22 protein-coding genes and 1 pseudogene are annotated in these 17,068 nt (G+C 67.0%); 10 read left to right on the top strand and 13 right to left on the bottom strand.

Annotated features, from left to right (window positions below; genetic code table 11):
- Positions 1-35: 35 nt before the first annotated feature.
- Positions 36-335 (bottom strand): hypothetical protein, encoded by a 300-nt coding sequence (locus tag ACWAUG_RS12135; RefSeq protein ID WP_460802615.1) that lies wholly within the window; start codon positions 333-335, stop codon positions 36-38.
- 155 nt (positions 336-490) lie between these two features.
- Between ACWAUG_RS12135 and ACWAUG_RS12130 the strand changes: the two genes are divergently transcribed.
- On the top strand, positions 491-871 hold the full coding sequence (locus ACWAUG_RS12130) for a hypothetical protein (RefSeq protein WP_460802614.1): 381 nt from the start codon (positions 491-493) through the stop codon (positions 869-871).
- 215 nt (positions 872-1,086) lie between these two features.
- Positions 1,087-2,001, top strand: a complete 915-nt coding sequence (locus ACWAUG_RS12125; protein ID WP_460802612.1) for an AEC family transporter — start codon at positions 1,087-1,089, stop codon at positions 1,999-2,001.
- 380 nt (positions 2,002-2,381) lie between these two features.
- Here the strand turns inward: ACWAUG_RS12125 and ACWAUG_RS12120 are convergent, their stop codons facing one another.
- Positions 2,382-3,536: a replication initiator gene (locus tag ACWAUG_RS12120; protein ID WP_460802611.1), complete on the bottom strand. Its 1,155-nt coding sequence runs from the start codon at positions 3,534-3,536 to the stop codon at positions 2,382-2,384.
- 254 nt (positions 3,537-3,790) lie between these two features.
- On the opposite strand from ACWAUG_RS12120, the gene ACWAUG_RS12115 reads away from it, so the two are divergent.
- On the top strand, positions 3,791-4,369 hold the full coding sequence (locus tag ACWAUG_RS12115) for a hypothetical protein (RefSeq protein WP_460802610.1): 579 nt from the start codon (positions 3,791-3,793) through the stop codon (positions 4,367-4,369).
- 22 nt (positions 4,370-4,391) lie between these two features.
- On the opposite strand, the gene ACWAUG_RS12110 is transcribed toward ACWAUG_RS12115, so the two are convergent.
- Complete coding sequence (locus ACWAUG_RS12110) at positions 4,392-5,387, bottom strand: pirin family protein (protein ID WP_460802609.1); 996 nt, start codon at positions 5,385-5,387, stop codon at positions 4,392-4,394.
- A 105-nt stretch (positions 5,388-5,492) separates the two neighbouring features.
- Between ACWAUG_RS12110 and ACWAUG_RS12105 the strand changes: the two genes are divergently transcribed.
- Positions 5,493-7,115 (top strand): sodium-dependent transporter, encoded by a 1,623-nt coding sequence (locus ACWAUG_RS12105; RefSeq protein ID WP_460802608.1) that lies wholly within the window; start codon positions 5,493-5,495, stop codon positions 7,113-7,115.
- Positions 7,112-7,249, top strand: a complete 138-nt coding sequence (locus tag ACWAUG_RS12100; protein ID WP_460802607.1) for a methionine/alanine import family NSS transporter small subunit — start codon at positions 7,112-7,114, stop codon at positions 7,247-7,249. Before ACWAUG_RS12105 ends, ACWAUG_RS12100 begins: the two co-directional genes overlap by 4 nt.
- A gap of 15 nt (positions 7,250-7,264) precedes the next feature.
- Here ACWAUG_RS12100 and ACWAUG_RS12095 read toward each other — a convergent pair whose 3' ends face one another.
- The 4 genes from ACWAUG_RS12095 to ACWAUG_RS12080 are packed head-to-tail and all read right to left on the bottom strand — an operon-like array spanning position 7,265 to position 8,977.
- Positions 7,265-7,537 carry a DUF7218 family protein gene (locus tag ACWAUG_RS12095; protein WP_460802606.1) on the bottom strand — a complete coding sequence of 91 codons (273 nt, stop codon included), beginning with the start codon at positions 7,535-7,537 and terminating at the stop codon, positions 7,265-7,267.
- A 2-nt stretch (positions 7,538-7,539) separates the two neighbouring features.
- Positions 7,540-8,019 carry a CinA family protein gene (locus ACWAUG_RS12090; RefSeq protein ID WP_460802605.1) on the bottom strand — a complete coding sequence of 160 codons (480 nt, stop codon included), beginning with the start codon at positions 8,017-8,019 and terminating at the stop codon, positions 7,540-7,542.
- A gap of 7 nt (positions 8,020-8,026) precedes the next feature.
- Entirely contained in the window at positions 8,027-8,440 is a 414-nt protein-coding gene (locus ACWAUG_RS12085) for a CBS domain-containing protein (protein WP_460802604.1), read from the bottom strand.
- A gap of 33 nt (positions 8,441-8,473) precedes the next feature.
- Positions 8,474-8,977 (bottom strand): hypothetical protein, encoded by a 504-nt coding sequence (locus ACWAUG_RS12080; protein ID WP_460802603.1) that lies wholly within the window; start codon positions 8,975-8,977, stop codon positions 8,474-8,476.
- Between the two features lie 150 nt (positions 8,978-9,127).
- On the opposite strand from ACWAUG_RS12080, the gene ACWAUG_RS12075 reads away from it, so the two are divergent.
- Positions 9,128-9,475 (top strand): DUF7882 family protein, encoded by a 348-nt coding sequence (locus ACWAUG_RS12075; RefSeq protein ID WP_298039795.1) that lies wholly within the window; start codon positions 9,128-9,130, stop codon positions 9,473-9,475.
- Here the strand turns inward: ACWAUG_RS12075 and surE are convergent.
- Positions 9,468-10,211 (bottom strand): 5'/3'-nucleotidase SurE, encoded by a 744-nt coding sequence (surE, locus tag ACWAUG_RS12070; RefSeq protein WP_298039798.1) that lies wholly within the window; start codon positions 10,209-10,211, stop codon positions 9,468-9,470. The genes ACWAUG_RS12075 and surE overlap by 8 nt on opposite strands.
- On the bottom strand, positions 10,208-11,212 hold the full coding sequence (locus tag ACWAUG_RS12065; protein WP_460802602.1) for a 1-phosphofructokinase family hexose kinase: 1,005 nt from the start codon (positions 11,210-11,212) through the stop codon (positions 10,208-10,210). Before ACWAUG_RS12065 ends, surE begins: the two co-directional genes overlap by 4 nt.
- Positions 11,213-11,438: 226 nt before the next feature.
- Between ACWAUG_RS12065 and ACWAUG_RS12060 the strand changes: the two are divergent.
- From ACWAUG_RS12060 to ACWAUG_RS12050, 3 genes and pseudogenes are all read left to right on the top strand, one after another.
- Positions 11,439-12,320, top strand: a pseudogene (locus ACWAUG_RS12060) (SDR family oxidoreductase).
- Positions 12,317-12,625, top strand: a complete 309-nt coding sequence (locus ACWAUG_RS12055; RefSeq protein ID WP_460802601.1) for a hypothetical protein — start codon at positions 12,317-12,319, stop codon at positions 12,623-12,625. Before ACWAUG_RS12060 ends, ACWAUG_RS12055 begins: the two are co-directional and overlap by 4 nt.
- A 41-nt stretch (positions 12,626-12,666) precedes the next feature.
- Positions 12,667-12,999 carry a DUF6804 family protein gene (locus tag ACWAUG_RS12050; protein ID WP_460802600.1) on the top strand — a complete coding sequence of 111 codons (333 nt, stop codon included), beginning with the start codon at positions 12,667-12,669 and terminating at the stop codon, positions 12,997-12,999.
- A 6-nt stretch (positions 13,000-13,005) separates the two neighbouring features.
- Here ACWAUG_RS12050 and ACWAUG_RS12045 read toward each other — a convergent pair whose 3' ends face one another.
- The 4 genes from ACWAUG_RS12045 to ACWAUG_RS12030 are packed head-to-tail and all read right to left on the bottom strand — an operon-like array spanning position 13,006 to position 16,702.
- Positions 13,006-13,662, bottom strand: a complete 657-nt coding sequence (locus ACWAUG_RS12045; RefSeq protein ID WP_298039808.1) for a response regulator — start codon at positions 13,660-13,662, stop codon at positions 13,006-13,008.
- Positions 13,655-14,932 carry a sensor histidine kinase gene (locus ACWAUG_RS12040; RefSeq protein ID WP_298039810.1) on the bottom strand — a complete coding sequence of 426 codons (1,278 nt, stop codon included), beginning with the start codon at positions 14,930-14,932 and terminating at the stop codon, positions 13,655-13,657. Before ACWAUG_RS12040 ends, ACWAUG_RS12045 begins: the two co-directional genes overlap by 8 nt.
- A gap of 10 nt (positions 14,933-14,942) precedes the next feature.
- The gene (locus ACWAUG_RS12035) at positions 14,943-15,755 is read right to left on the bottom strand and encodes an ABC transporter permease (protein WP_298039813.1); all 813 of its coding nucleotides are present in this window, start codon (positions 15,753-15,755) and stop codon (positions 14,943-14,945) included.
- Entirely contained in the window at positions 15,752-16,702 is a 951-nt protein-coding gene (locus tag ACWAUG_RS12030) for an ABC transporter ATP-binding protein (RefSeq protein ID WP_298039816.1), read from the bottom strand. Before ACWAUG_RS12030 ends, ACWAUG_RS12035 begins: the two co-directional genes overlap by 4 nt.
- A 153-nt stretch (positions 16,703-16,855) precedes the next feature.
- Here ACWAUG_RS12030 and ACWAUG_RS12025 point away from each other — a divergent pair, with 153 nt between their 5' ends.
- On the top strand, positions 16,856-17,032 hold the full coding sequence (locus tag ACWAUG_RS12025; RefSeq protein WP_298039818.1) for a hypothetical protein: 177 nt from the start codon (positions 16,856-16,858) through the stop codon (positions 17,030-17,032).
- Positions 17,033-17,068 lie beyond the last annotated feature (36 nt).

Raw genomic sequence — 17,068 nt, 5'->3', positions numbered from 1 at the left:
GATCCTCGAGGACCTCGACCCCTACCCGCCGAACCTCACCCGGCGCGCCTCACCCCCCACCGAATGTCCGAAGAGCCCTCAAACGTGAAGTAGCGGCGCTGCTTGCCCGTCACTGTCGACGCGTCGATGTACGGCGAGCGGACCAACTCACGCAGCCCGAGCAGTACGGCCTTGCGCGGCAGACGCACGGCCTTCGCGAGCTTCGTCGTCGCCAGGACCTCGCGGCGAATCTGTGACAGCTCGAGCTTCATAGACGGAACCAGCAGCGCGCCGAGGACGGCCAGACCATACCCCGACAGCTTCCCGTCGTCTCGCGCCTTCTCATACAGAGCCATGTTTGACATGACGTTCCTTTCGTAACCAGCCAGGTGAACCCGGCATGTGCCATGTGGCATCAAATGAGACCAACTGACCGCGAGGCTACCACGCTCCGGAAGGTGCAAGCAAGTCTCAAATGAGTCCAGGTGGCAGATTCGGCTATACTGCTGCCATGACGAGGACAGGGCAGGTGAGCGCGAACCGCGATCAGACGCGTGTAGCGCTCAAGAACATCGATGAGATCGCGAAGGCATACCAGGCGGCTAGTGCTCAGATCGGTGCTGCGTCCGCGCAGCTGATCGACGCGCAGTCTGCCGGGGATGACTCGGAGGACCTCGTGGCGTTCGCCCGGGCCGTCACCGAGGCCCGAGACAAGCTGCTCAACTGCGAGCGTGCACTGGCTGAGTATCTACTGCATCGACGGGGAATTCGGCAGCGCGAAGCCGCCGAGCTCATGGGCATCGGACGCGCGACGATCTCGCGATGGTCGCAGACTCCGGAGTACTTTGACCGCGTCACTATCAGATCGGCAACTTCCAGCATTAATGAGTAGACCGCGTCGCCGGATAATCCTCATCTGAGGCGCTGCCCACGACGAATGCCCTGGTCTCTCTACGAGTTCAAAGCAATCTCTGTGTCGCTACGTCGGTGGATGGATCTAGCAGCCGATCACGTCGCGACTACTGGTACCGCCTATTGTTGCGAAGTTACCGGTCGATCTGGACGTTGAGGCGAAATCGTGCCGTATCGCGCTCGGTATGATGCGGTGTGGTGAATGTGCTGAGCGGCTTTGCGATCATCCTTGCTGTCATTGCAGGCGGATACCTCATCGGCCGCATCAATCTCATCGGCACCCAGGGCGCGGCGGCACTTTCGAAACTGACGTTCACCGTGTTCACACCATGTCTGCTGATTACCGTGCTCGCGGAGGCGGACGTCGAAGGCTTGTTCTCGATCACGCTCCTAACGTCGGCGCTTGCCGCCCTCAGCTGCGCCGCGCTCTTCGCCCTGATCGCCCGGACCATTCTTCGACGTACGGCCAGTGAGACGGTAATCGGAGCCTTGTCTTCGAGCTACGTGAACGGCGGCTATCTCGGCCTGGCTTTGTCCGTTTACATTCTGGGGGATGCGGCCTATTCGGCTCCCATAGTCCTCTTGCAGGTCATGTTCCTCGCCCCGATCGCGTTGACCATCTTGGACGTCGCGGCCAGCGGGGAGGCGCGCGTCGCCAGGATCCTCCTCCAGCCAGTCACCAATCCCATCGTCATCGCATCCGCGATTGGTGTTCTGATCGCGTTGACGGGAATCGAACTCCCCTCGGCTGTGATGGAGCCATTCGCGCTCGTGGGAGCCGCGGCCGTCCCCGCAGTGCTCATCGGCTTCGGCATCTCATTGCACGGTCAGCGCGTTCTCGCGCCGGGATCGAATCGCCGTGACGTCCTGATCGCGTCGGCGATCAAGATCCTGGTGATGCCTCTGGCTGCCTGGGCTATCGGTTCGGCGTTTGCGCTTCCTTCTGATGTGCTGCGAGCCGTGGTCGTGATGGCTGCACTTCCTGTCGCACAGAACGTCCTCAACTATGCGCAGCGGTACGACGCCTCGGTAGTTCTCGCTCGCGACACCATCTTCATCACCACCATTGGATCGATACCGGTTCTGCTGTTTGCTTCCGTCATTCTGTGAGCTGCCCCCGGTTGCCGGTTTCGGACATCAAGGTGCGCTCTGACGCTGACAACCCGCCGTAGGTCGTCTTGACTACCGTGCTCGTCCTAGTCCGCCTGGGGTCGCACCGCGACCGACGTTCGCGCGGAAATGTCCTATCCATGAATAAAGACCCGGCTTCGCCGGGTCCGAGGGCGGGCGGCGCGCGGTGCGCGTGCGGCTTCGCCGTTCACCCGCGCGCCGCCCGCCCTCGTCTGGCGTCCCGCTCCTATTCGGATCGTCCATTCCTCGGACACCTTCGCCCGTTTCGGGGCTGCCGCGTGCGCGAGCGCACTTGCCAACGATGAATGCACACGACGAACAGCCCCACCGTCGCCAGTGAGGCCAGTACTAAGCAACCGTTACGGCGCACGCGCGTGCTGCCGAGCCTCCCAGGCTTCACGTGCACGCCGAACACGAAGATCAGCCGCATACTCGGCCCAGAACGCCTCATCCTCTCCGATACCGCTGCCCGGTTCGCCCGCGATGTTCGCTGCCGCCCACACCATCCGTTCCTCTCGGATGCGCCGTTTCGTGAGGTGGGCGAACGACCATCCCGTTCGCGTCTTTGTCGGGCGGCTCATCGTGACCGTGTGCCCGCCGTACCCGAGTGACCGGTGCGCGTTCTTCGGGCAATCGACCGGCCCTGATTCCGGGCAGTGCTTGCATCGAACTTGAAAGCGCGCAGCGTGCCGCAGCCGTCGCACGAACTCGTATCGCTCGGGTGACGGATCGCTTTCGGCGGCGTCCTGCCCGGGCACAACATCCTTGAGCGAGTAGTTCAGCGCTTTGGCGACATAGCCGACGACACGAGCGGCAGCAGTGGACACGTCCGGAGCCACGCCCTTCTCTCGCGCTTGCTTCGCTTGAATTTCCCGGTCCGCGACGCCCTTCTGTCCCCACGTCACGACCTCGCCCGTAGCTGGATGCGCAGCCGTTGCCCTACGCGCCGCCATGCCGAGCGTCACCGCTGACTCAGCCGTTTGATCCGGGACCCTAACGACCGCGTGAACGTGCAATGCCATTCGTGCCTGAACCTCGCGCACCACGAAGTACTCCAACGACGGCTCTCGTCGCCGCATCGCGTCCACCGACGACGCCCACAGGCGTGACACCGCGCCATGCCAGCGGACCTGGCCCTGATAGTCGTACCCGTCCAGATCGACCGGCAATCCGCGCAGCTCTGCATCGCCAGGCTCATGCACGACCCCGCACGCGCACCGGTGCCGTTTCCGATCCCACGGCTTCGGCACGCGATGGATAGCCCCGAACGACGGCGCGCTAAGTGTGATGAAGAAGTACCGGAAGCCCTGCACAGGCTGGCTGTCCGCATCCCAGATTCCCGACCCCGCCAACCGCTGCCAGTCCCCACGCTGCTGAGCGCTGCACGATGGGCAGATAGCCGACCGGCGCGACTGACACCGGACGAATATACCCGGCTTGACCTCGTAGGGGCGCGCGCAGCTCGAACGCCGCATCGCATCCGCGAAGGCATCCGCAAAGCTCGAATCCGACATCGCAGCCGGTCGGCCCAGGGGAGTGTCAGGGGAGCGGCACCGCCGAACACGCCAACAACGAGCGTGCATCCGGTGCACTCGCACACACGATTACGCGGAACATGCGTGCGGCCTGGCACTGCTAAGGTGGAGTCCTCTTTAAAGGGGACCGAGGGTTCAAATCCCTCCGTCTCCGCCACTGTCCTGAGTCGCGAATCATTCACGAATGAGTCGCGGCTCAGGACTTTTTTGTTGTCTGGGCGGGTGGTTCTCTCGTGGTTGCTGATGAACGTGAATATGTCGCGTTGCCGGAAATTAGCTGGACCTGGCGCTTGTTCTACTGGTCCTACCGGTGCACGGTGCCCCGACGCATAATCGCCTCCGATCGGCTGCAGCGGCCGCGTACCCAGTTCATTGCGGACATGATCAATGCCGATTACGGGGACCGTCCAGATCGACGAGGGCGGTTCGAATCGGTGCGGTTGCCGCTCCAGGCGGTCATGTCCGACTTCCTGGGGGCTGGGTTTGTCCTTCTCCTGGCGACGGTCGCGCTCGTCTTCTTCAGCCTGCCGCGGAACCTGTGCGTCCTTCTGGGCGTCGCCTCAGTGTGTTCGATGGCCGCTCCCATGGTGACGGCGTGCATCTGGGCGGTTCGTGGGGTGCGCGAAGAGATCGACTACCGCTCCTGGAAGAAGCGCGGATGTCCGGAGGGCGAGCTGCCGAGTGCGTTCTCCCAGCCGCGGGACCGCGACCTGCTGATCGGTCTACCGTGGGCCGCCATCATGATTCTCGGCATGATCGCCTCGCTCTCGGCGTTCGTTGTCGGCGTCGTCCGCCTGCTGCTCGGGCAGTGAGAAGCCGGCCGAGCGCCCCGGCCTACTCCCGCGGCCGCAACCGCACATTCGGCAGCACCGGCGCGGGCAGGGGAGCGGGCTGCCCCTCGGGGAAGTCTCCGAACAGGCGCGGCTTCCCCGCATCCGACGGATCCTCCGGATCGAAGCCGAGCTCGGCCTGATAGCGGCGGCGGAACTCGACGACCTCGTCGTGCGAGCGGCCGATGAAGTTCCACCACATGACGATCTGTTCGCCCAGCGGCACGCCGCCGAGCAGGATCACCCGCGCGCCGTCGGGGCCGGCGGAGATCGTGAGCGTGTCGGCGCCGGTCGGCGCATAGGCGAGCGCACGGTGCGCCACCTCGGTGCCGTTGACCATCGCGAGCCCGGTTTCGGTGAGGATGCCGTATTCGAAGTCCCGGCGTGCGGGCAGGGTGATCGCGGCATCCGCGTCGAGAATCACCTCGGCGCCGAGCAGATCCGGCGTCCGCGTGATGACGGGCGAGGACGAGCCGAAGGCCTCTCCGATGAACACACGAGCCGAATATCCGGGGCCGGTGACGGCATCCGGCACGTAGTGGATGAACTCGTTGTCGGTGAAGCGCGTCGACTCGGGCATCGCGTACCAGAGCTGCACCCCGTGCAGCGCGGTCGTCACGGGCGTGCTGATCTCGGAGTGCGTGATCCCGCGCCCCGCGATCATCAGATTGAGCTCACCCGGGCGCACCTCGGCGGCGTTGCCGCCGGAATCGAGATGATCGATGCTGCCGGTGAACAGCCACGACACGGTCGCGAGACCTGTGTGCGGATGCCGCGGCACATGCATCCCGCCCGAATCGGTGACATCGTCGGGGCCGTAATGGTCGAGGAAGCACCACGCCCCGACGAACGAGCGGCCCTTCGCGGGAAGCGTGCGGTACACGGTCATGGCGCGCGGCCCGCCCAGAGGCACCTCGCGCGGGGCGAGCAGCTCGACCTCGGTGCACGGCATGCCCTCAGCGAGGACGACCTCCTGCGGGTGCGGCTCGAACGTGGTCATGGCTCCATCATCGTCGAGAACACTGCTGGCCGGGCCCCGAGAATCGATCGGTGCGCGCCTGTGGACATCTATCTGCGGCGCATGTCCGCTGGTATGGTCTCCGGCATGGCAACAGCAATGAAGCGGGCGCCCAAGCGCGAGGCATTCGGGTCCCGTAATGTCTTCATCCTCTCGGCCATCGGCTCCGCCGTCGGTCTCGGCAACATCTGGCGATTCCCCTATGTCGCCTACGAGGGCGGCGGAGGTGCATTCCTCATCCCCTATCTGTGCGCGCTGCTGACCGCCGGCATCCCGCTGCTGTTCTTCGACTACGCGATCGGGCACCGCTTCCGCGGGTCTGCCCCGCTCGCATTCCGACGCCTGCACCGGGCCGCCGAGCCGCTCGGCTGGTGGCAGGTTCTCATCTGCGTGGTGATCGCGGTCTACTACGCGGTCATCATCGCGTGGGCGGCGATGTACACCTGGTTCTCGGCGCAGCTCACCTGGGGCGCCGGCAATGAAGACACCTTCTTCTTCTCGGACTTCCTCCAGATGGGCGACGTCGCAGACGGCGTCTCGACCGATTTCGTTCCGCAGGTCGGCATCCCCCTGCTGGCGGTCTGGGTGGTGACGATCGTCATCATGGCGCTGGGCGTGAAGCGCGGCATCGGCGCGGCGAACATGATCCTCATGCCGCTTCTGACGCTGATGTTCGCGGTCCTCGTCATCCAGGCGCTGTTCCTACCCGGCGCGATGGACGGCCTCAACGCCTTCTTCGAGCCGAACTGGGAGGCCCTGGCCGACCCGGCCGTGTGGGCCGCGGCATACGGGCACATCTTCTTCTCGCTGTCGGTGGCATTCGGCATCATGGTCACCTACTCGTCGTACCTGAAGCGCAAGACCGACCTGACGGGGTCGGGCCTGGTCGTCGCCTTCGCGAACTCGGGCTTCGAGATCCTCGCCGGAATCGGCGTCTTCGCCGCCCTCGGGTTCATGGCACAGGCGCAGGCGGCGCAGATCGACGATGTCGCCTCCGCGGGCATCGGTCTCGCCTTCGTCGCATTCCCGACGATCGTGTCGCAGGCGACCGGGGGCTCGATCATCGGTGTGCTGTTCTTCGGCTCGCTCGTCTTCGCCGGCGTCACCTCGATGATCTCGATCCTCGAGGTGATCGTCGCAGCGCTGCAGGACAAGCTCGGCTGGAGCCGCGTGCGCACGACGCTCATCGTCACGATTCCGCTCGCGGTCATCTCGATGGCCCTGTTCTCGACGACGACGGCGCTGGCCGTGCTCGACACGACGGATGCTTTCGTCAACGCCTTCGGAATCATGACGGTAGCTTTGGTCGCCGTGATCGTCGTGGCGTGGATGCTGCACAAGCTGCCCGCGCTGCAGGAGCACCTCAACCGCCGCTCGAGCTTCCGCATCGGGCGCATCTGGCGTCTGCTGGTCGGTGTCGTGGCGCCGATCGTGCTCGGTTATCTGCTGGTCACCGAGCTGATCGCGAAGATCTCGACCCCCTACGAGGGATATCCGGACTGGTTCCTGGGCGTCTTCGGCTGGGGCATGGTCATCGGGCTCGTGATCCTCGCGGTCGTCCTCACGTTCATCCCCTGGAGCGGTCGCTCGCACGCGAAGGATGATCCGCAGTACGACGAGTTTCTCGCGGCCGAGGGCTACGAACCTGATTCCGAGACGGCGACGATCCGCCTTCCCGGCGCCGCAGCGCAGAACGGAGCTGAATCATGACCGCAACCGCTGTCGTCTACATGGTCATCGCGATGGTTACCGTCTGGGGCGGGCTGGTCGCCGCTCTGGTAAACCTTGCGAGGCACCCTGAAACTGGGGACACCGAACCCGAGGCGCTGCCCACCGAGCTCTAAGCGCGGGCCTGAGGCTCAGTGCTCCCGCAGCATGCGGATCAGGTCGGCCTTGCGCTTGCCGGAGTAGCCCGTGAGACCGAGCTCCTTGGCTCGGGCTCGGAGCTCCTGCACCGTCCGGTCCTCGTAGTCGCCCGCCTCACCGCCGCGGCGGCCCACCTCGGAGCGCCCCTTCTTCGTGCCGCCGGTCGCGTTCGAGATGCGGGCGGCCTTCTCCTTCGAAGCGCCGTCCTCGCGCAGCGATTCGTAGAGCTCAGGGTCCTTCAATCGAGAGTTCTGCGTGCGGGGCATGGTCAATCCTTGATCGTGGGGCGGATGGCGAAATCTTCTGCGCGCTCGATGAGCAGCCTTATGGCGGCTTCGATGGCAACGCTCAGGACGTGCTCCGGCGACCCGTCGACCGTGAGCAGCTCGTCCCCGTGAGCGCCTTCGACGGCCCAGCCCAGGTAGACGGTTCCGGGGCGGTGCCCGTTCTCGGCGTCAGGGCCGCCGATACCCGTGGTCGAGACGCAGATGTCTGCGCCGAAGAGTTCCCGGCCACCCGCGGCGAGTTGCGCAGCGCACGCGGCCGAGCAGGGGTCGGTGCCGGCCGTCACCCCGAGCAGATGAACCTTCACATCGGTCATGTAGGCGACGATCCCGCCGGCGAACCAGCGGGCGGCATCATCTCCGGCGCCCACGGTGTGTGCGAGGCCACCGGAGGTCAGCGATTCGACGACCGCGACGCGCAGATCGTGCTCGCGGGCGAGTCGGCCCAGACGTTCGACACTCATCAAACTCCTATCGTGAGATCTGTTCGACCGTGACACCGGTCTGTTCTGCGGACAGCGCCCGTGCGACATCGGCCTGGCTGACGATTCCGACGAGCTTCCCGCCTTCGAGGACCGGCAGCCGGCGCACCTGATGCTCACGCATCTTCTCCAGCGCAATGGTGACGTCATCGGTGGTGCGCACCGTGACCGGGGGGCCTTTGGCGAGCACCCGGGTCGGTGTCGTCTCCGGGTCCAGGCCGAGGGCGACGGCATCCACCACGATGTCCCGGTCGGTGAGCATGCCCATGAGACTGCGGTCCTCGCCGAAAATCGGCAGGGCCCCGACGTCGAGATCCGACATGACGGATGCGGCGATGCTCAACGAGTCGTTCTCGCCGATGCACCGCGGCGTCGGCGTCATGATGTCGCGTGCTGTGGTCATGGTCTCGTCCCCTCCTTCTCCGTGGGACGGCGCTCAGCCGTCCTTGACCTCGTAGCCGCGTTGCGCATCGTCGCTCTCATCGTTGCCGTAGTCCGGGCGCTCGGGCTGCGGCGGCTGGTCCGAGAACTCTCCGCCGACGCGCCCGCCGTACGGGCGCCCGTGGTCGGCGAACTCCTCACGGCTGTACACGAGCGTCCAGTCGCCGGCGGTGAACCGTGCCCCGGTGCGCAGGATCTCGGATCTTCCGCTCGCGCCCGTCTCTGCGGCATCCGGGTTCGCGTTCATCTCGCCGTGACCGTGCAAGGTCAGCACGTACTCGTCGCGGTCGTCATGAACGACATCGGCATGCACCGGGTCGGTGTCGCCCAGCTGCAGTTCGTTTCCGTCCGCCGACCCGATGCGCACGGCATCCGCGACCAGATCGAAGACGAAGCGCTCCCCATCACGGGAGACCAGGAGGCGTGGATTACCGGCGCCCCACTCTGCATGCGTGGTGGTGGGTGTGTTGCGTTCATCAGAAGAAGTCTGTTCAGTCATGATCATCGCCTTCCTTGTGATTGTGTTCGTGACACTACGTTCTCGATCTCGGACGTTTCAGGGGGTTGACATAGCGGGGAGGGACTACGCTACGAGCGGAGAACACCGTGGGATGCACAGGCCGTACCTGTGCGAAGTAGGAAGTGCACCATGGGAAAGTTCGTCTATGAGGGTGGCGTCAAGGTCGAGATCGAAGACCGGGCGCTGACCCACCTGCAACTCGTGATCAGCGCGAAGCTGCGCCGAGGAGAGCCGTTCGCGTTCAGCTGGCGTGAGGACGCCAGCGTGGGCGGCGGTCGCACCACCGTCTGGGTCCACCCGGGCAGTTCGATCGTCTACAAGTACTACGGTGGCCGCCAGCCGTCGATCAACCGGGCCTGGGTTGATGCGCTCGCCTTCACCGCGAATGCTCCGACCGGCCTCTATCTCGTTCCGGAGCCGCCGGAGGCGGGCGAGCACCCGGCCCCCGGAGAGGGGACGACTCCGCCTCTCAGCTGAGGGCGCGGCCGATCGGGCGCTGCGTCACCGAGTCGATGCCGGTGACGGTGACCCACCCCTCGGCGAGGTGGGCAGCGTCGCTGTCGTCGACCGCGATGTTCGGCAGCTCCTCGACGGCCAGGCGGACGAAGCGGTCCTCCTTCTCAGCCACGGCCATCTGGACGATTCCGAAAGGCGCGAGGGATGCCTCGCGGATCCCGCGATGGTCCGCACGGTTCGGGACGTTGACGTTCCACGACGTCCCGCGCTCGACGGATAGGAGCTCGGGCACGAGCCGGAGAGCGGCAACGGCCGCGGTCGGCCAAGCGAAGGTCTCGGGGTTCATGCCGACATCGAGGGAGACGGCCATCGCCCAGGCGCCGTTGAGTGCGCCGGTGAGAGCTGCGCCGACGGTGCCCGAGTGCAGGATGGCGCGTCCGACATTGGCGCCGTGGTTGATGCCGGAGAGCACGAGATCGGGGGCTTCGCCGAAGGCTCCGCGCGCAGCGATCATCGCGATGAGGCCCGGCCCGCCGTGCACCGCGAACGCGGGGACATCGAGCTCGCCGAGCGTGCGGCGGTCGACGGCGATGCGCCCGTCGGTCTCCACCGCCATGATCGACGCGCTCGAACCGCTGGACTGCTCAGCGGGAGCCGCGACGGTGACGTCGTACCCCGCACGGGTCGCGGCATCCGCCAGTGCCAGAAGCCCCGGAGCGTCGATGCCATCGTCGTTCGTGATCAGCACACGGGTCATGACTGCTCCTCCGGGGCGATGAGAGCGGCGAGGCCATCGGGACTGACGCGCCCCTCCCGTTCCGGCGGGGCGGTCTGATCGCCGGCGAGGTTGCGCACGCTCACCTTCTGCCGCAGCGACTCGATCAGCTCGGCGTCACCGGTGCCGAGCCCATGGCGGGTGACATTGAGCGCTCCGGCCGCGGCGCCGAGCGTCATCGCCTCGTCGAGGCTTTCACCGCGCGAGAGCGCGGCGATGACGCCGGCCGTCAACGAATCCCCGGCGCCGCGGGACTCGTTCTCCTCGAACGGCGGCGGGGTGATCTCCCGGACGCCGTCGGCATCCGCCAGCAGCAGCGGTTCCGACGCCCGGGTCACGATCACCGCTCCCGCTCCATCCGCGCGCAGCTGCTGCATGGCCGCGATGATCTGCGGGACGGTCTCCTCCGAGACGAGTCCGTCTGCGACCAATTCCTCATGGCTGACTTTCAGGACGTCCACCTGCCCATCGACGACGGCGCGCAGCCGTTCACCGGCGAGATCCGCGATCACCGTCAGCCCCGCTGCGCGCAGATCGATCGTGAGACGACGATAGAAATCGGCAGGGATGCTGTCATCGCCGGCCGGTCCGCTGAGGACCGCGATCCGCGAATGCTCGCTGCACCGCAGCATCGCGCTGTAGAGGTCGTCGAGGTCGTGCCGGCCGATCGGGTCGCCCTCCTCCTCGTCCACCACGATGCGGCGACCGCCCCGACGATCGTGCACATAGGCGGATCCGCGCCCATCACGTGTCAGCGCCTGCACGGTGACGTCCTCGTCTTCGAGGAGATGCCGCAGTGTCCGCCCCACCTCGCCGGTGAGCAGGCAGCACATCGTCACGGGGATGCCCAGTCGGCGCAGCATCCGGGCCTGCCATACGCCCTGCCCACCCGCGTGGATATGGATCTCGGACCCCTGCGGATGGTCCTCCACGGTGACGGTCAGTGTCGGAGAGGGGGCCAGAATCGTGACGTCCTGCATCATCGCTCCTTTCGAACGGTCCGCTCACACTGTCAGCGTCACGACGGCGGAGCGCGGGCGTTGACAGCGGTCGAACCGGAGACTAGGGGCGGAGACAAGCGCCCCCTGTCTGCGGGTGCGCGCGACTACCGCAACCCACGACGGCGTCAAGCCCCTTGGCCGTGGCTGGCGCGCAGAAGAGAGTCGAGCCATCACGAACTCTTCCGATCGAGAACAGAGGGATGCTTCGATGGCCGACATCACGGATCCGCGCGACGCGCACCACGCAGGGGAGTTTCCCGGGCAAGAACAGGATCAGCCCGGACAGACCTCTCGCACCCGCCCCGAGCCCGACCACGGCGAGGGCACGTACCGCGGAAGCGGGCGCCTCGCTGGGCGGCGGGCACTCATCACGGGAGGGGACTCCGGTATCGGCCGGGCCGTCGCGATCGCATACGCTCGGGAAGGCGCCGACGTCGCCATCGCGCACATGCCCGAAGAGCAGGGCGATGCGGATGATACGCTCGCGCTCGTGCGCGACGCCGGTCGCACCGGCGTCAGCCTCGCCGGCGACCTCCGTCATGAGGATTTCGCCACCCGGGTCATCGGCGAGACCCGCGAAGCCCTCGGCGGCCTCGATATCCTCGTTCTGAACGCCGGCTACCAGCACGACGTCGAGGGCCTCGAGAACCTGCGCACCGACCAGATGCGGCGCGTATTCCAGACCAACCTCGAGGGCCTGCTCTTCTCCGCGCGCGCCGCCGTGCCGCACCTCGAACCGGGCGCGAGCATCATCGTCACGGCATCCATCCAGTCGTTCAACCCGTCGCCCGACCTCATCGACTACGCGATGACGAAGGCGGCTCAGGTCGCCTTCGTGAAGGCGCTCGCCGAATAATTGGGGCCGCGCGGCATCCGCGTCAACGCGGTCGCTCCCGGCCCGATCTGGACGCCCCTCATCCCGGGCACCGGCTGGGACGAGGAGCGTGTGCGCACCTTCGGCGGCGACACTCCGCTCGGCCGCGCCGGACAGCCCGCCGAGCTCGCGGGCGCATACGTCTATCTCGCATCCGATGAATCGTCGTACACGTCGGCGGCCGTGCTGCCGGTGACGGGAGGGAAGCCGCTATGACCATGACAGCCCCGGAGCCCCCGAAACCCGCATCAATCTGGGAGGTCATCCCCATCGGGCGTGCTGCGTGGCGGGTCTGCGACGGAAACCTCACCGAGTCGGATGCTTCGCGCCTCATCGCCTACGTCGACAAGAACGAGACGGGCACCCTCGACGTCCTCTGGTTGCGCAGCCCCTGCCCGACGCGTTCGAGATACCGATCGATGCCGGAGTTGATCGCCGATCTGGATCGGGCAGTCGCCGAGCACATCATCTCGCGCGCCATGCGGCCGACCGAGATCCCGCATTTCCCTCCGCAGCACTGATCGGATCGGCGGATCCCCGCGGGTGGGGGAGGATGGAAGGCATGACCTCCTCCGCCCCGCAGTTTCAGCGCAACGCTCTCGCCCCCGGTCTGCTCGCCGCGATCGCGCTGTTCCTCTCGCCGCTGTTCGTCGAGGGCACCGTCGCGACCGTGATCCTGTTCCTCGTGGCGATCTTCGCGCTGATCGTGGCCTGGTATGCGTGGCAGGCGAAGCAGTGGTGGTGGACGATCGTGTTCCTCGCGGTCGCGGTGCTGTGGAACCCGGTGTACCCGTTCGGTTTCAGCGGCGTGTGGTGGACCGTCGCGACCATCGTCGCCGCTCTGGCGTTCATCAGCGCGGCGGCTCTCGTGAAGAACGAGCGCCAGACCCCGTAAATCAACTCAGCGCACGAGCCCGAGGCGGTGCGCGATGATGACGGCCTGGATGCGGTCACGCGCGCCGAGTTTGGTGAGCACCCGCCCGACGTGCGTCTTCACGGTCGATTCGCCGAGGAACAGCTTCTGAGCGATCTCGGCGTTCGTGAGGCCCTCGCCGATGGCGAGGAACACGTCGCGTTCGCGATCCGTGAGGGATGCCGTCGGGTCGTTCCCGGGCGCCGTGCCGCGCGTTTGCGGGCCGAGGTGCTCGAGGAAGCGTCGTGTCACCCGCGGTGACAGGACCGCATCGCCGCGGTGTACGGCGCGCACCGCGGAGACGAGCTCATGGCGGCCGGCGTCTTTGAGGAGGAACCCGCCGGCTCCGGCGGCGATCGCACCGAACGCGTACTCGTCGAGGTCGAAGGTCGTCAGCACGAGCACCCGGCTGTCCGGGAAACGGGCGGTGATCGTCTCGGTCGCGGCGATGCCGTCGACACCCGGCATGCGCACATCCATCAGCACCACGTCGGGATGCAGCTCCGCCGTCGCGGCGATGGCCTGGGCCCCATCACTCGCATCGCCGACCACGACGATGTCGGGTTCGGATTCGAGCACGAGACGGAAACCGACCCGGATCAGCTCCTGATCGTCGACGAGCAGCACACGGATCGCGTCAGTCATTCGGTTCCTCTCCGGCGGCTGGCAATTCGGCGCGCAGCAGCCAGCGCGCTGTGCCGGTCGGGGCCGAGACGAGTTCGCCGCCGACGTGCGCAGCCCGCTCCTGGAGGCCTCGGATGCCGAAACCCGCACCGACGGTGGCCGTGCGCGCGCCGTCGTTCTCGACTTCGATCGTCACGGCATCCTCTCCGTAGGAGATGCGCACGGCGATCATCGTCGCGCCGCGGCTGTGGCGCATGGCGTTGGTCATGCCCTCCTGCACGATGCGGCCGATCGCGAAGCGGGCCGCCGGGGGAAGAACGGCGGTGCCGGTCGTCGTCAGCGTCGCCGGGTATCCGGCCCGCTGCGCTTCGCGCACCGTATGCTCGGGGTCAACCGGTTCTCCGGGGGCGAGAGGGGCGTCGGCATCGCCGTCGCGCAGCACCCCGAGCATGCCGCGCATCTCCTTCAGCGCACTGCGTGCGGTCGCCGCCGCGGCGGTGGAGGCATCCCGTGCCCGCTGACGGTCCTCGGTCGCGGCGGCGCCCTCGCTGAGAGCCACGACGACCGTGAGGGAGTGCGAGACGATGTCGTGCATCTCGCGGGCGATGCGGGCGCGTTCGGATGCCGCGGCGATCTGAGACTGCTGATCGCGCTCGAAGAGCAGCTGGCGGGAGCGGTCGATGATCGCCTCGACGTAACGCTTGCGGCCGCCGACGTTGGCGCCGATGAGCGTGCCGATGAGGGCGGTGACGACGAATCCGGCGAAGGTGAACGACAGGTCGTCGAAGGTGGGGCTGCGCGCGAACCACACGATGAGGCAGATCGCGGCATAGGCACCCGTGCCGATGCCGAACAGGGTCCAGGCGGCGCGGGTCGACCGGTATACCGCGACCCCGTAGGCCGCGACGATCAGCACGAGGCCGCTGGAGGGCGAGTACAGCAGGAGCGAGACGTAGGACAGCGCATAGGCGGCGAGGAGGAGCGCGACCGGCCACCGGCGGCGGCGCAGCACGAGAAGGCAGGCGGCGATTGCGAGCATGAGCACGACCGCCGCGACGGGCGGCCGCATCGGTTCATCGCTGAGCAGGCCCTCGTTCAGGGACCCGGCGTCGCCGATGAATATGTTCAGGCCGCTCGTGGTGATCGGGGAGAACAGCAGGCACATCAGCATGATCAGCACGTCGGCGAGTAGCGGATGCCGCGCCCAGAATCGCCGGATCAGACCGGGGGTGCGCGGAAGCCGCAGCTCCTCGTCCGCCGAGGCGGGGGAGGAGCTGCGGCTGTCGATCACGTGGTCGACTTTACGCGTCACGGGTGCGCAGGACCGCCCACGCTCCGAGCGCGGTCGCAGCGACCCACGCGGCGAGCGTGCCCCAGGCCTCCGCTGCCTCCACGGGGGCGCCGGGCTCGGTGATGATCGCATACTGGGCGGCGGCCAGAGGCAGGTGGTCGGCGACCCAACCGATCCACTCCCAGTCGCTGCTCACGCCGGCGAAGATGCTCGCGACGATCGGCAGCACGAACAGCAGCCCGACGGCCGCGGCGATCGCCCCGGCCCCCGAGCGGATCATGAAGCCGAAGGCGAGGCCGATGAGTGCGAAGACCGCCATCGATGCGGACGCGGTGAGGATCGGCATCCAGGTGCCGTCGATGCGCCAGTCAATCGCGTCATCCCCGCTGAAGAACGGGGCGACGAGCACCGCGGCAACTGCGAAGATCACCAGCGAGGCGATGAAGAGGAACGCGGCGACGACCACGGCCTTCGCCGCGAGCACTGCGCCGCGGCGCGGCTGAGCGGCGAACGTCGAACGGATCATCCCCGTGGCGTACTCGCCGGTCACGGCGATCGCCCCGAGGATGCCGGCCAGCAGCATCGTGAACTGGAACGGGATGACGACGGCGTTGATCGCCGGGAATCCCGGAGCGTTCTGGAACGCGGCGGCCATCAGCAGTGCGATCCCGAAGGTCAGCACGGCGGTCAGGCCGATCGACCACCAGGTCGAGCGCAGCGTGCTGAGCTTGATCCATTCGCTGCGCAGCAGACGCGGGAACGTCACCCGGTACGACGCCGCGACGTGGGACGCGCGGCGCGGGGCGGTGTCGAGAGCGGTCATGATGCGGTCTCCTGAAGAACGGGGGCGGGCGCGGCATCCGGCACGATGGCGCTGCGGTATTCAACGGCGTCACCGGTGAGGGCGAGGTACGCGTCCTCGAGCGAACCGGTCGTCGGGGTCAGCTCATGCAGCGGGATGCGACGGTCTGCGGCGACATCGCCGATGCGGGAAGCGGGGACGCCGATGATCTCGAGGGTCTCCGGGCCCGTCGACGTGATCGCGATCTCGGGCCCGGCGAGGGCCGCGACGAGATCCGAGGCGCGCGGCGTCTGCACGTGCACGGTCGAGCGGGTCCACGAACGGACCAGCTCGGCGATCGAGGCATCCGCCAGCACGCGTCCGCGGCCCATGACGATCACATGATCGGCGGTCTGAGCCATCTCGCTCATCAGGTGGCTGGAGAGCAGCACGGTGCGCCCCTCGGAAGCCGCATGCCGCACGAACTGGCGCACCCACATGACGCCCTCGGGATCAAGCCCGTTCACGGGCTCGTCGAGGATGAGGGTGTGCGGGTCGCCGAGCAGCGCCGAGGCGATGCCGAGTCGCTGGCCCATGCCGAGCGAGAACTTTCCGGCTCGCTTGCGGGCCACGGATCCGATTCCGGCGAGCTCGATGACCTCATCGACGCGGGAGGAGGGGATGCCGTGGGTCGCGGCCATGGCGCGCAGGTGGTTGCGGGCGCTGCGGCCGGTGTGCACGGCCTTCGCATCGAGCAGCACGCCCACCTCGGTCAGCGGGGAGCGCAGGCCGCGGTACTCGACACCGTTGATGGTCGCCCGGCCGGAGGTGGGGCGGTCGAGGCCGACGAGCATGCGCATCGTCGTGGACTTGCCGGCGCCGTTCGGACCGAGGAAACCGGTGACGCTGCCGGGGCGGATCGTGAACGACACATCCTCGACGGCGGTCTTGTCTCCGAACCTCTTCGTGAGGCCTTCTGCTGTGATCATGTCATCGACGTTACGGAGGATGCGCGCTCTCCCGCGTCCTCCTGAAGTACCGCGAGGGTCATCCTCGAGGCTGATTCCGGATGCCGGACAACAAGCATGCAGGAAAAATCAAGGGGCATCACGAGAACCGGCAACGGGCGTAACCTCGCGGACATGGATGATCATCGACCCGACCCCGCCGAAGAACGCCGCCCCGAGAACGCCGCCGATGACACGATCGACGATGCGCCCCTCGGCGGCGACGATACGACCGAAGACCAGCTCGAGGCGGACAACGCCGTCGAGAAGGACACGCTGAAGACCCTCGACCCCGACGCCCCGCCCGCCTGACCTCAACCGCGCACAGCCACGGCATCGCCGCAGGTG

It is taken from the genome of Microbacterium sp. GXF6406 (assembly GCF_054798215.1).
This window is presented reverse-complemented; position numbering and strand designations above follow the sequence as displayed.